The sequence below is a fragment of the Ewingella sp. S1.OA.A_B6 genome, from assembly GCF_049889095.1.
Lineage (GTDB): Bacteria > Pseudomonadota > Gammaproteobacteria > Enterobacterales > Enterobacteriaceae > Ewingella.
In genome coordinates, this window is the sequence record NZ_JBLJFK010000001.1 from 358,217 (window position 1) to 371,861 (window position 13,645).

Annotated in this window: 13 protein-coding genes; 7 read left to right on the forward strand and 6 right to left on the reverse strand. The window is 51.0% G+C overall.

Annotated elements, in window-relative coordinates; genetic code table 11:
• Positions 1 to 44: 44 nt before the first annotated feature.
• The 3 genes from mepS to ACMV8I_RS01685 all read right to left on the reverse strand — a co-directional run bounded on the left by mepS (position 45) and on the right by ACMV8I_RS01685 (position 2,818).
• Positions 45 to 629: a bifunctional murein DD-endopeptidase/murein LD-carboxypeptidase gene (gene mepS, locus ACMV8I_RS01675; RefSeq protein WP_498863493.1), complete on the reverse strand. Its 585-nt coding sequence runs from the start codon at positions 627 to 629 to the stop codon at positions 45 to 47.
• 450 nt (positions 630 to 1,079) lie between these two features.
• Positions 1,080 to 1,781, reverse strand: coding sequence for a phosphatase PAP2 family protein (locus ACMV8I_RS01680; protein WP_498863494.1), 702 nt, complete (start codon positions 1,779 to 1,781; stop codon positions 1,080 to 1,082).
• Between the two features lie 62 nt (positions 1,782 to 1,843).
• Positions 1,844 to 2,818: a CobW family GTP-binding protein gene (locus tag ACMV8I_RS01685; RefSeq protein WP_498863495.1), complete on the reverse strand. Its 975-nt coding sequence runs from the start codon at positions 2,816 to 2,818 to the stop codon at positions 1,844 to 1,846.
• 312 nt (positions 2,819 to 3,130) lie between these two features.
• Between ACMV8I_RS01685 and ACMV8I_RS01690 the strand changes: the two genes are divergently transcribed.
• Together ACMV8I_RS01690 and ACMV8I_RS01695 are read left to right on the forward strand one after the other, a co-directional pair.
• Positions 3,131 to 3,391, forward strand: coding sequence for a YmdA family protein (locus tag ACMV8I_RS01690; protein ID WP_498864690.1), 261 nt, complete (start codon positions 3,131 to 3,133; stop codon positions 3,389 to 3,391).
• 240 nt (positions 3,392 to 3,631) lie between these two features.
• A complete protein-coding gene (locus ACMV8I_RS01695; protein WP_498863496.1) occupies positions 3,632 to 4,363 on the forward strand; it encodes an FCD domain-containing protein in 732 nt (243 codons plus the stop codon).
• Between the two features lie 59 nt (positions 4,364 to 4,422).
• Here ACMV8I_RS01695 and ACMV8I_RS01700 read toward each other — a convergent pair whose 3' ends face one another.
• A complete protein-coding gene (locus tag ACMV8I_RS01700; protein WP_498863497.1) occupies positions 4,423 to 5,892 on the reverse strand; it encodes a mannitol dehydrogenase family protein in 1,470 nt (489 codons plus the stop codon).
• 293 nt (positions 5,893 to 6,185) lie between these two features.
• Entirely contained in the window at positions 6,186 to 6,758 is a 573-nt protein-coding gene (yeiP, locus tag ACMV8I_RS01705; RefSeq protein ID WP_498863498.1) for an elongation factor P-like protein YeiP, read from the reverse strand.
• A 323-nt stretch (positions 6,759 to 7,081) separates the two neighbouring features.
• On the opposite strand from yeiP, the gene ACMV8I_RS01710 reads away from it, so the two are divergent.
• Positions 7,082 to 7,909 carry a hypothetical protein gene (locus tag ACMV8I_RS01710; RefSeq protein WP_498863499.1) on the forward strand — a complete coding sequence of 276 codons (828 nt, stop codon included), beginning with the start codon at positions 7,082 to 7,084 and terminating at the stop codon, positions 7,907 to 7,909.
• A 30-nt stretch (positions 7,910 to 7,939) separates the two neighbouring features.
• The gene (locus ACMV8I_RS01715) at positions 7,940 to 8,194 is read left to right on the forward strand and encodes a YkgJ family cysteine cluster protein (RefSeq protein ID WP_498863500.1); all 255 of its coding nucleotides are present in this window, start codon (positions 7,940 to 7,942) and stop codon (positions 8,192 to 8,194) included.
• On the opposite strand, the gene ACMV8I_RS01720 is transcribed toward ACMV8I_RS01715, so the two are convergent.
• Positions 8,191 to 9,405 carry a sugar efflux transporter gene (locus ACMV8I_RS01720; protein WP_498863501.1) on the reverse strand — a complete coding sequence of 405 codons (1,215 nt, stop codon included), beginning with the start codon at positions 9,403 to 9,405 and terminating at the stop codon, positions 8,191 to 8,193. The two genes, ACMV8I_RS01715 and ACMV8I_RS01720, sit on opposite strands and share 4 nt — an antisense overlap.
• Positions 9,406 to 9,854: 449 nt before the next feature.
• On the opposite strand from ACMV8I_RS01720, the gene fruB reads away from it, so the two are divergent.
• The 3 genes from fruB to fruA are packed head-to-tail and all read left to right on the forward strand — an operon-like array spanning position 9,855 to position 13,632.
• Entirely contained in the window at positions 9,855 to 10,985 is a 1,131-nt protein-coding gene (gene fruB, locus ACMV8I_RS01725; RefSeq protein WP_498863502.1) for a fused PTS fructose transporter subunit IIA/HPr protein, read from the forward strand.
• Positions 10,982 to 11,920, forward strand: a complete 939-nt coding sequence (gene fruK, locus ACMV8I_RS01730; RefSeq protein WP_498863503.1) for a 1-phosphofructokinase — start codon at positions 10,982 to 10,984, stop codon at positions 11,918 to 11,920. Before fruB ends, fruK begins: the two co-directional genes overlap by 4 nt.
• 14 nt (positions 11,921 to 11,934) lie before the next feature.
• Positions 11,935 to 13,632 carry a PTS fructose transporter subunit IIBC gene (gene fruA / locus ACMV8I_RS01735; protein ID WP_498863504.1) on the forward strand — a complete coding sequence of 566 codons (1,698 nt, stop codon included), beginning with the start codon at positions 11,935 to 11,937 and terminating at the stop codon, positions 13,630 to 13,632.
• Positions 13,633 to 13,645 lie beyond the last annotated feature (13 nt).

Consider the following 13,645-nt stretch of genomic DNA (forward strand, 5'->3'; position numbering starts at 1 on the left):
TTTTTTATTCGCTTGGCTTAGGACAACAAAAGTACATGTATTAGTTAGCTATGTTCGCCACTTGCTAAAACACGTCTTGCTTCACGGAAACGGGTATTCCAGTAGGTCTCGTTCATGTTTGAAATCATCACACCATTGCTGGTAGAAGCATGAACAAACTGATTGTTACCTAAATAAATACCGACGTGACGGCCTGTTGAACCTGCACGGAACAGAACCAGATCACCCGCACGCAGTTTAGTGCGCTGGATCTTCTTGCCCTTTTCTTCCTGTTCATAAGTTGAACGAGGTAAGTCCATACCAAATTGTTCGCGGAATGTTACCTGAACGAAGGCTGAGCAATCGATACCACGTTTGCTGTCACCACCTAACCGATAACGAACGCCTTTCCAGTCAGCGTACTGATCCATAATTTTGGATTTTACATTGACGCTGCGAACCATTGCTTCGAATTCATCCTGAGAGGCTTGCAGTAGAAGACCATTTTTGTCATTTACTGCACGCATATCAGTTTGCGCGTTTACTGTGTTCGAAGAATGTGTGCCACTACACGCAGTGAGAATAATTGCTGCGCCAATCGCGGGAATTATCCGCGTGATATATCTCATAAACGGTTGAGACTTGACCATTGTTGTTGTTATCCCTTGATGTCCTTAACGATTGAATCGTTATAAATTGCCAAACGTAGCGAGACTACTTGCCGCACACAGAGGCAGCAAACGCCTGGTCAGGGAAACGTGCTTTAGCGCACACTTTTTCTGGGATCAAGCCGTTTATGCCACATTTCTGTGTAAACGCTTTGGAGATTACCGGAATGAATAGGGGATTGCGAGAGCTTTTATGGGATTTGTTATATGAAATTGAGATGTGACGTGATATTAGCGTTATTGTAATAAATGATGAGCGTTACTTGTACGTATTTAGCATCAAACCGCTTGAAACGGGCCTCCGAGGCAAAAAAGTGCCGATGTTTTGACACAACGTAAACTCTATAAATGGCCCGATAATGCGAAAAAAAACAGTTCGGGCCATAATGTTTAAATATAGATGTTAAAAATATACACTTTTATAAAAATGGCTCAGCGCCGACGCATTTGCGGCAAATGCCGGTCCAGCCAGTTCACCCCAACATCACTTGCTGGTGTCATCAGCCACCAGCTGGCTCCCACCAGCACCACGGACATTGAGCCTACCGCGATATCGGTAAACCAGTGCGCCCCAATCATTACCCGAGGCAATGAGAAGATAAGGGTGATCAGTACTGCCACCGAAAACGCCCCTTTACCCAGATAACGCAGCATGAAACAGCAGAATACCATCAGCATCATCCCATGGTCGCCGGGGAAGCTATCGGCCGAGGCATCTTTGGTCGGAATACCAATCAACTGACTCACGCGGTTGACGCCGGGGAAGCTCAGCGACGGGCTTTTATGGCTGACGGGCAACAGATGCCCCAACTGGTTAAGTACCACTGCGGTGAGCAACATCACAACACCAATAATAATCATGCGGCGTCGTTCAGCGGTATCACGCTTTATATAGAATGAGAAATAGAGCAGCCCCATTGCCAGCAGTGAAATTCCGTCGAAAGCACGGTTATTCGTAATAGCAACCAGGTGCAAAAACGTTTCGCTGGTGGCGAGTTGTCGATTGAAATAGAAAAAAATCGAAGCATCTATCGGAAACCAAAAACCGTGGTTAGCGGGCAGGTAATATGACAGAAAAAGGGCAATGCCCAATGCGTTGAGCAGCATAATTGCGGGGAGGTTGCGACGCCACATTGATATAAACCTGTTATTTAGCAGATGTTAACTATTGTAGAAAGGGCGATACATTAATCCGCCTAACCTAAACGAATCTTCAACAAAGAAGATTGCAATGCGTTCCATTGGGCTTCGTCGCGGGTAATAAGCTCAATCCGGCTGTCCAGTGGGGCGATAGGCCGCGTTTCAATTCTCAGGTCCTGCCCCTGGCGATTCACCAGCAGTGTGCCTTCATTAATGCGCATCACACCTTTAACGCGATCCACCGGTGCCAGACGTGCCCAGTCTAGCAACGCCACGGTATCGAATACCGTTTCCCCATCGAAAATCCATCCACAGCTTGAATAACCCCCCGCCTGATTTAGCGCCCGACGCCATCGCTGCTTTTCCGGCAAACTCAGTGCTGCCAGCCCGCGCGGCGCGGCATGAGCATGGTGGTGTCGACCATCCGGTAAAGGACGTTGATTCTGACGCGGGCGGTCCAGCAGATTTACGTCGACAGTGCCGTGTGAGGCGATCACGATTTCCCGGCCTGCTGCCCACTGGTTTTGCCATGCGTCCAGGGCCTGATGGTCTTGTTCTGAATAGGTGTCGGCCTTGTTGGCCACAATCACATCAGCCGCTGCCAGCTGGTCGCGGAAGTTTTCATTCTCTATCGTGCGCTGATCGCTGAGATTGCGAGCGTCGAGCAAGCAGAGTGACGCACTAAGCGTCAGCCAGTTGTTATAAATCTCAGAGGTCAGCAAAGAGAGAATTTGCTTAGGATGACCCAGCCCGGTGGGTTCGATCAGCAGACGATCTGGCCGGACCTTTTGTAATAACATATTCAGGCCAACCTGCATTGGAAGGCCGTTTACGCAGCACATGCAGCCACCGGGAATCTCTTTGATCACTGCACCGCTGTTTGCCAGAAGGGCGCCATCAATACCCACTTCGCCGAATTCATTCACCAATACGGCCCACTTTTCGCCTTCAGGCTTCTGCGCCAGCAAATGGAGAATGGTCGTGGTTTTACCGCTGCCGAGAAAACCAGTAATGAGATTGGTGTTGGTCATCAAAAACTCCTTTTATCATATGCAACTTATATGATTGAAAATATTGTATTTTTTATAAATTAACGGCCAGATATCAAAAAATATGATCAATAAGATGCCCCCAGTGCTTAAGAAAATCCACTTTTGTGCCGATTACATATGTACCTACCGCACGTAACGTTAATGTTATTTAAGATATTTTATTTTCGTTGCAAGAAAATTCCGTGTTTTTTAGTAAAGTTACTCTAATGTTAATGATGAGTAGATACCAATAACGAGGTAGCCATGAACAGATTAGTAATGCTCCTGTTTTTTGGATTTTTTATCTCAGGGATGACGCAGGCGGCCATAACCCCATCATCGGGAACCCTTCATTTCTATGGCGCGATTGTAGAAGACGCATGCAGCTTAACTACGACCCTTAATGGTGTTAAAACTCAATGCTTTAGAGGTGGCATAGGTATCGTTCAAAACCATGTAATGGTGAGCCGTAACCTACCCGACTTTTCGTTGCCTATGTCTTTAGGACAAGTAACCACTCGGCATGTCAATAACGATCCTCATCTGGCTATTATGACTGTCACGTATAATTAGTACGTAATGTTAAATAAGTAATTTTTATAATCAATGGCGCAGGGCGGTTTCTCTGCGCTATAAATGGTCTGATACCTTGCTTTATTTGGTCTATCCAATGGTGACTCCATCGACACTTTCCAGCCCCTGTCCGCAGTAACATCTAAGCCGCGTGATATACTTTCCCCTCGTTTCCGGCAATGAGTAACGGTATCCCGCGCTTTATTTGCCTGACCAATTCCTTATTCTCAGGGCGATGTTATGCGACTTTATCAGGAGATCGGCGGAAAATTACGCAGCGCGATTGAGGCGGGTGACTATCTGGTCGGCGACCGCCTGCCGCCCGAGCGGGATATTGCTGAAACCTTTTCGGTCAGCCGCAGCGTGGTGCGGGAAGCATTAATCATGCTGGAGCTGGAAAAAATCGTTGATGTGCGCAAGGGCTCTGGCGTCTATGTGCTTCCCCGTCAGCCCGAAGCGAATATCTTTCTGGGGGACAGCGGCTATGGTCCGTTCGAGCTTTTGCAGGCCAGGCAGTTGCTGGAAAGCGAAGTAGCAGCATTCGCGGCGATGCAGGCGACTAAGACCGATATTATGAAGATGCGCGATGCCATCGAGCAGGAACGTGGGTTTATTGAGCGTGGTGAGATGGATGAAACCGCTGACGAGTTATTCCACACGTTGCTGGCTCAGGCTTCGCAGAACAGCGTGCTGGCGAATATGGTAGTGGATTTATGGCAGGTGCGTAAACGTAGCCCGATGTGGCAGAGCATTCAGCAGCATGTTGATAAAAATTGCCACGATCAACAGTGGCTACTGGACCATCAGAAAATATTGCAGGCAGTGCTAAGGCGTGATCCCAAAGCTGCCAAGCAAGCTATGTGGCAACATCTGGAAAATGTGAAAATGATGCTGCTGGAAGTCTCCGATGCTGAAGACCCAACGTTCGACGGTTTTCTGTTTGAATCTGTTCCGGCTGTATTGAATAATTGAATGAATAAAGGCTGCCAGCGGCAGCCTTTATATAATGTTTTATATACCAAACTTTGTGTTTATCCCACCAGTCTGGCGACGCTCTGTTTAGCGCCATATTTCTGTAAACTGGCATACGCCTGTTGAATTGCTTGCACTGCTTTCGCGTTCTGCGATAACGCCTCACCAAATACTGATGTTAATGCCAACAGCGCATTGACTCGTTGTTCGCCGTCTTCGGTAGAGGCGACAATTTTTGCCAGCTGGTTCGCCATCGGGTCTTTGATTTCAATGGCCGAACCCGAATCATCAATACCGCTGATATAGCGCATCCAACCGGCCACGCCCAATACCAGACACTCAAATGGCCCGCCGTTGTCGAGGTGCCAACGCACGGAGTCGAGCATGCGCTGCGGCAACTTCATGGTCCCGTCCATGGCAATCTGCCAGGTCCGGTGTTTGAGCGCAGTATTGCAATAGCGGGTGATAAGACTGTCGGCATAGGCTTTCAGGTCAACACCTTCAACGCTTAGCGTCGGTGCCTGCTCTAGGATCATCAGGCGATGCGCTGCCTGCTTGTAATGGCTATCTTCCATACATTCATTGATGTACTGATAACCCGCCAGATACCCGAGGTAAGCCAAAAATGAATGGCTGCCGTTAAGCATGCGCAGTTTCATCTGCTCGAACGGTAAAACATCGGCTACCAGTTGCGCGCCAACCTCATCCCACGCCGGGCGTCCTGCGACGAAATTATCCTCTACCACCCATTGAATGAAGGGTTCGCAGGCGATACCGCAGGGATCGGTCACCCCTCCCAGCGCCTCAGTGATCTCCTGCAATGTGTCATCAGTGGCTGCCGGGACGATACGGTCAACCATGGTGCTCGGGAAGGTGACGTTGTTGTTGATCCAGTCAGCGAGCTCGGGCGATCTTGCTCTGGCCATACCCAGAATGGCCTTTTTCACCACATGGCCATTTTCCGGAATGTTGTCACATGAGAGTACGGTAAAGCCTGGCAATCCCCTCTGATGGCGGATGCGCAGCGCTTCGACCAGCACGCCAGGTGCCGTGGATGGAGGATGCTCGCCGGTTAAATCTTGTTTGATTTGCGGATGGTTCAGGTCCAGTTCGCCGCTGCCAGGCTCAATGCAATAGCCTTTCTCTGTGACCGTCAGCGATACAATGGCCACCTGTGGTTCGGCCATTTTCTCTATGACCGCCGCCAGTCCATCAACGCTGCCGTGCATTGACTCGCGGACAGAGCCGACCACAATAGCCTGATTGCCTTCCGCACCTTTCTCTAACACGGTGAACAGATGGTTCTGTCGCTGCAGGGACTGAATCAGAGTCGGGTCACCAAATAAGCTGATTTCACAAAACCCCCAGTCGCCTCCCAGCTTGTTTAGCACGCGATCGGTCAGCAATGCCTGATGCGCGCGGTGAAAAGCGCCAAAACCTAGGTGAACAATGCGGGTTTTTAGCAGGTTGCGGTCGTAAGTCGGTAATTGCACACCGGCAGGCAGTGACTCTGTAGCGATAGTTTTCATGCACTACTCCATAACGTTAGAACAGCCAAAATTGGTCAGGCCAAAAATGAGTTTGTCATGATTTTTGTGCGGCAAGCGAACTGGCTGGCGGCATTTCAATCATAAAACAGGTTTTTGAGTGTAAAGTCATATGACAGAAATGAAAATTGGTTAGTCCGGATTCAATGCACTTTTGTGAGGGAGATCGAAAGAGAGGACGTTGTGGCGGTGTTTGGATAAAGTTTTATACGAATACGTGGTACAAAAGAAGAGAGCGCTTTAGCGCTCTCTTAATCAACCCAGGTGCATTGTCTTTAGTCTGCGCGGCCCATATAACGGCGTTCCGCAATATGAATGCGAATTTTGTCGCCCTGGCTCAGGTATTCCGGTACCTGGATGCTCAGACCTGTGGTCATGACGGCAGGCTTGTTACGTGCGCTCGCGGATGCACCTTTAATACCCGGTGCAGTTTCAACGATTTCCAGATCCACAGTCTGTGGCATTTCTAACGCCAACAGTTGGCTGTCCAGCGTGAGCACTTGCATACCTGGCAAACCTTCTTCAGGGATGAACAACAGCTCTTCTTCAATTTGCGCTTTGTTGAAGGTGTACGGGGTGAAGTCTTCGTCATCCATAAAGATATATTCATCGCCGTCGACATATGAGAAGTTTACCCGGCGGCGGGTAAGGCTGACGGTATCGAGGATGTCGTCACCTTTGAAACGTTCTTCCACTTTGCCGCCAGTACGCACGTCAGCAAAACGCATTTTATACAAGGTGCTGGCACCGCGCGCGCTTGGGCTTTGAACATCTATGTCTTTTACCAGCAGCAGCTTACCGTCGTAGTTAACGACAAAACCGCGTTTAATTTCATTAGCACGTGCCATATAAATACCCGTCCAAAAAGAAAAGAAAATATTTTGCGACACGTTACTCGCGCCGCCAATTTCAGGCAAGCCTCTCGCGAAAAAAGAGTGACGAAAAGCCCGCCGTTGCGGCGTTTGTTAACGGGTTGCGTTTTTGCGTTACGCGGATTAAAAAACAGCGTAACCAATAAGTTTCAATGTGGGAATATTTCACTGGTGGCGCATCTAAGCTACTGCTATTGTCGCGTTTCACAAACGCCTGCGGGAGGCGCACTGATGGATTGTCGTATCCAGTGCAGAACCTACTGTATATATAAATAGTCTTCATATTCGTAGCAGCCATTATGGATAAAAAAGCCAAAAATATACTTTTCAAAACCTATTGGGGCAGTGACGGCTGGCTTTCTGAGAAAAAGACCGAACCTCAGGACTTCTTGTACGCCAAGTCTCAGGGGTTGATGTTCGATCCTGTTAGCTTCACTCACAATGAGTGTCTGGGTGAAACTCTCGGGTTGGCTAAGTGTATCCCTCCGCTTAAAGCGGCACATGCCTTTGTTTCCAGTCTTTCCACCAGAAGGTTGGAGTTGCGTTCGGGCGTTGCTTCTTATCACCTCGCCTGCCGAATGAGCCATCATGAATATACACCAGTGATCAGTGGAAGGCGTTTTTGCCCAGACGGGACTCTCCACAGTAAGAGCCATACATGCCTGGTTTGTCGTGATGTCATGCCTGGCGTCACTATCGGCAGTGAGCAATATCTGGATGTGGATCTTAATGTTCTCAATTTTGAGCGCATTAAGTGGGGGGGAGTGCGGCACGGTCAATTGATCTACACGTGGTTTGACCTACGGGAACTGGAATGCACCGATATTTCTGACCCAACTGAAGAGGACATCGCCATCCTCAAAGCCATCTTCGCCATAATCGAGTCAAGTCAACCGAACGATTATGCGGGTGCGCTGGAGAAGCGACTGGCTTCTGTCGTGAAGTCTTCAAAGGGGCAACGACAGGTGATCATTGATATCCTTGCTCACTTAGGTGTTCTCGCCCCCACGTCATTCGAACGGCCTAATCATGGTAAGAGCGATTGGTCAGATGCTGCCGCCTATTGGCGAGGTGAAGACAAGTATGATAGTGAAGCTGCACGTAAGCACTTTGGTGACTGGCTTTAACGGATACACAAACGCCTGTGGGAGTCACTGATGGATTGTCGTACCCACTGCGGAGCCTGCTGTATTGCGCCGTCTATTTCCAGCCCGATCCCCGGAATGCCGAACGGCAAGCCAGCGAATACCCGTTGTATTCACCTGGCAGATAACTTCTTATGCAACATTTTTACGTCGCCGCTGCGCCCGAAGGTTTGCGCCAGCTTACAGGCCAGCCGGGAGATGTGTCACAACCACCGTGATGATGCCCTGATTTATCTGACGCAACTGGAAATCGATACCGCGCCTTAAGCCGCTGCGTTTGCTGCTTCGGCCGGTTTTTCATCGACATTTTTTACCCGCCAAATACAAAATACGGATCCGACTACCATGGCGAATGCCGCGTAAAACACGGCATGATAACTCCAGAACTGCGCCACCAGACCGGCTGATGACCCGGCTAAAATCCATCCCGCTCGCGTTGAGTTGCTGAACAGCGTAGTAGCGGCTCCCGCCTGTCCTGGCATCAAGTCCTGAAAATAGAGCATACCGATACCCGCCAGAATGCCGATGAAAATGGCGTTCAGCAGCTGTAAAGCAATCAGCGCCATCGGCCCGGTGATAAGCAGCATACCCCCGTAGAAAACCACACCGGCGACCACGGCGAGACGCATCAAAAAGCGTTTCTCCAGTTGCCTTGCCAGATAACCGGCGATCAGCATGGTGGGGATCTCAAGACCGGCTGCGCTGCCTATCAGGATCCCCGCCAGTTTTTCCGGCAGGTTCAGTTCATTCACCACATAAAGTGGCATGTTAATCAGGTAAATACCGTTGGCCGCCCACATCAGCGTACAGGCGATAAACAGCAGCAGGGTATCGCGACGGTTACGGCGGGGTGCTTCCAGGGTGGCGGTGGTTTTTAGCGTTGCTTTTGGCATGGAGGGCAGGAACATCCAGACCATGAGTCCGCACAGCAGAAATGCCAGCATTGCGGCGGTGTACATGAATGTGAATCCAAAACCCATGGAGAGTGCGAACGCCAGCGGCGGGCCGACCACCCATGCCAGTGAAACCTGAGCACGTAGAATAGAGCTAAACATCACGGCTTCACGGCCGGTTTTGTCTGCGTGCTCACGTGCCAGCGCGAAGAGTTGCGGGTTGGCGGTGGAACCGAAGCTGGAGAGCAGCACGCCAATAAATAGCAGGATGAAGTAATTGCGGTTGAACGCAAACAGCACGCAGGCCGCGGCGCCAAGCAGGCAGCAATAGAGAATGAGCGTTTTGCGGTCACCGCGTTTATCTGACCAACTGGCCAGCAACTGGCTGACGAAAATGCCGATCACCGCGCTGCCCGTAAAAAAGATGCCCACCATAAAGGGACTGACATGCACTTCGGAGGTCAGGAACAGACTTAGCGTCGGCGTTTGTAGCGCGCCTGCAATGCCGGAAAGAAATGCAATGATTAGAAACGCAGTGGAAGTGACGTCAGGTAAACGGCGTGCGGAAGCGGTGGATGTCGACATGTTGTGCTGTTGAACCGGTAGTAAGATGGAGGGATTTTGCGCAAATATTACGCTTGTTTAAAAAAAACGAAAACCCGTTTTAATCAGTAAAAAGGTAAATAGCTGCTTATTTGCCATACTCATCAATGAAATCGCACCTTGTGTTAAAAAATGGTCAGCAACCCAGGGCGCGACGCAGGTGGAATTGGCTTTTTCACAGGAATTATTTTCGCGTCAGCTAATGTTCAGCTTTTACCGGTAAAAAGGCTCAGAGATGTGTTTCTACCAGGCAAACTGTGCGTAACATCATAAAATCGTCACGCCAAAGAAGGGAGTTCTTGATTTAAACATCGCCTGGAATAAAATTGCCTGAAACGTTTCAGCGTTGTCCGACAAGCGTCTCGATCGAACAACGCTCCTTTTTTCTCAGTGAAGCTGAAACGATTCAAATTCAGCAGGAGAGGAGAATTATGTTCCAGTTGTCACAGCAAGATATTCATCTCGGTGCGCTCGCCAACAATAAAGAGGAGGCCATTCGTCAGGTCGCCGCTGCATTGACTCAGGCAGGCCGTGTCAGCGAAGGCTATGTAGACGGTATGTTGCAGCGCGAGTTGCAGACATCCACTTACCTCGGTAATGGCATCGCTATCCCTCATGGCACCACCGATACCCGCGATCTGGTACTGGATACCGGCGTGCAGGTTTTCCAGTTCCCACAGGGGATTGAATGGGGCGACGATCAAACTGCCTATATTGTTATCGGTATTGCCGCACGTTCCGACGAACACCTCGGTTTGTTGCGTCAACTGACCCACGTCCTGAGCGATGACAGCGTGTCAGCACGTATGGCGAAAACTGACTCAGCCGAAGAGTTGCGCAGCCTGCTGATGGGCGAGAAGAATGCTGCCGAATTCATTTTCGACACCCAACTGATCAACGTTGATGTGGCCGCCGACAACCTGATGACCTTACAAGCGCTGAACGCGGGCCGGCTGCAGCAGATTGGCGCGGTAGATACCGCGTTTGTGAGCGATGTTATCAGCCGTAAACCACTTAACCTAGGGCAGGGCATCTGGCTCAGCGACAGCACTGAAGGCAACCTGAAAAGCGCAGCAACGTTCAGCCGTGCGACGCATCCTTTCGAACACGAAGGAGAGTCTGTCGCCGCGCTGTTGACGATTTCTGTGGCCGATGATGAGCCTCTTAACATACTGAACTACTTAAGTGACCTACTGATCGCGCAGAAAGCTGAACGCTTGCTGACGGCTGATGCCGTAGGCGTTTTAGCACTATTGACCAGCGACGTCGCTGAAGAGGAAAACGTGTTGTCAGCTGAATTCGTTATCAGAAACGAACACGGCCTGCATGCGCGTCCTGGCACGGCGCTGGTGAACGTGATCAAACAGTTCAACAGCGACATCACCGTGACTAACCTTGATGGCAGTGGTAAACCGGCCAACGGACGCAGCCTGATGAAAGTCGTGGCGCTGGGTGTGAAGAAAGGTCATCGCCTGCGTTTCACCGCGACCGGAGAAGAAGCAGAAGTGGCATTGAAAACTATCGGCGAAACCATTGCTGCAGGGCTTGGGGAGGGCGCATGAGCCGCAGAGTCGCCACAATTACCTTAAATCCTGCCTATGATCTGGTCGGTTTCTGTCCTGAAATCGAACGCGGCGAAGTGAATCTGGTGCAGACTGCCGGTTTGCACGCAGCAGGTAAAGGCATCAACGTTGCTAAAGTGCTGAAAGATTTAGGCATCGACGTCACCGTAGGTGGCTTCCTTGGCAAAGACAATCAGGATGGTTTCCAGCATCTGTTCAGCGATCTGGGTATTGCTAACCGTTTTCAGGTGGTGTCAGGTCGTACCCGTATCAACGTCAAACTTACCGAAAAAGACGGCGAAGTCAGCGACTTCAATTTCTCCGGTTTTAATGTCACGCCACAAGATTGGGAACGTTTTGTAACCGACTCACTGTCGTGGCTTGGCCAGTTCGATATGGTTGCCGTATGTGGCAGCCTGCCAGCTGGCGTTGACCCTGACGCTTTCACCGACTGGATGATCCGCCTGCGCAGTCAGTGTCCGTGCATCATTTTCGACAGCAGCCGCGAAGCGCTGGTGGCGGGTCTGAAAGCTTCACCATGGTTAGTCAAACCTAACCGCCGCGAGCTTGAAATTTGGGCTGGCCGTAAATTACCGCAGTTAAGTGATGTAGTGGAAGCAGCGCATGCACTACGCGATCAGGGTATCGCTCACGTAGTGATTTCTCTTGGTGCCGAAGGTGCACTTTGGGTTAACGCGTCCGGCGCATGGATTGCCAAACCTCCCGCTTGTGAAGTGGTCAGCACCGTTGGTGCAGGCGATTCAATGGTCGGTGGGCTGATTTATGGCCTGCTGATGCGTGAATCAAGCGAACACACCTTACGACTGGCCACCGCTGTGGCTGCTTTGGCTGTAAGCCAGAGCAATGTCGGCGTCACCGATCGTCCGCAACTCGCGGCGATGATGGCCCGTGTCGATTTGAAACCTTTTAACTGACCGCAGGAGGCAGAATGAAAACGCTGCTGATGATAGACAGTTCGTTGGGACAGGCTCGTAGCCAACTGGCGAAAAAAATGCTCGCTGCTGCTGCGGCGAACGCTGGACATACTCTGGTAGAAAATGCCGCTGAAGCCGAACTGGTGATTATAGCGGGTGAAAATGTACCTGCTGAATCCGCACTGGCCGGTAAAAAAGTGTTCATTGGTGATGTTGCGCTGGCTATCCGTGAACCGGCCGTTTTCCTGCAACATGCTGCTGCTGACGCGACGTCTTACGTGGCCCCGGTTGCTGCTGTTTCTGCACCGGTTGCTGCAGGTCCGAAACGCATAGTGGCGATCACCGCGTGTCCGACTGGTGTGGCGCACACCTTTATGGCGGCAGAAGCCATCGAAGCCGAAGCGAAAAAGCGCGGCTGGTGGGTGAAGGTTGAAACTCGCGGTTCCGTGGGTGCAGGTAACGCCATCACGCCAGAAGAAGTCGCGCAGGCCGATCTGGTGATTGTGGCGGCTGATATTGAAGTGGATTTAGCGAAGTTTGCCGGTAAGCCGATGTACCGTACATCTACGGGTCTGGCATTGAAAAAGACCAAGCAAGAGTTAGACAAAGCGCTGGTTGAAGCTGAAGTTTTCGAGCCCAAAACCGGTGCTGCATCGGGTACGAAGAAGAAAGACGCGGGCGGCGCAGGCCCATATCGTCACCTGCTGACCGGCGTATCTTATATGCTGCCAATGGTGGTGGCGGGTGGTTTGTGTATCGCGCTCTCGTTCGTGTTCGGTATCAAAGCATTTGAAGTGAAAGGCACACTGGCCGCAGCCCTGATGCAAATCGGTGGGGCTTCAGCCTTCGCGTTGATGGTTCCGATACTGGCTGGTTTCATTGCCTTCTCGATCGCTGACCGTCCTGGCCTGACGCCGGGTCTTATTGGCGGTATGCTGGCTGTCAGCACGGGGGCTGGTTTCCTTGGCGGTATCATTGCTGGTTTCCTGGCGGGTTATGTGGCGAAAGCCATCAGCGGCAAGCTGAAATTACCGCGCAGTATGGAAGCGCTGAAACCGATCCTGATCATCCCGCTTGTCGCGAGTTTGATCACCGGCCTGGTGATGATTTACGTGGTCGGTGGACCGGTCGCTAAAATCATGGCGGGTCTGACTGCTTGGTTGCAATCTATGGGGACAGCGAATGCGGTACTGCTTGGCGCAATCCTTGGTGCGATGATGTGTACCGATATGGGTGGCCCGGTAAACAAAGCGGCTTACGCGTTCGGCGTGGCACTGCTGAGTTCTTCCGTCTACGGACCTATGGCTGCCATCATGGCTGCCGGTATGGTTCCACCGCTGGCGATGGGCCTGTCAACGCTGCTGGCGCGTCATAAGTTCGAAGAGAGTGAACGTGAAGGGGGCAAAGCGGCGCTGGTTCTGGGTTTGTGCTTTATTTCCGAAGGTGCGATTCCATTCGCGGCGCGTGATCCAATACGTGTTCTGCCTTGCTGTATCATTGGCGGCGCGGTAACGGGTGCTCTGTCGATGGCCTTCCACGCACAACTGATGGCTCCGCACGGTGGTCTGTTCGTCCTGTTAATCCCGGGCGCAATTACACCGATTCTGGGTTATCTGATCTCTATCATTGCGGGTACGGTACTGGCCGGTGGCGCTTATGCGATTCTGAAACGTTCAGACGCTGTGGTTGCCGTTAAAACTGTAACGCAGTAATTACCGAGTTTCA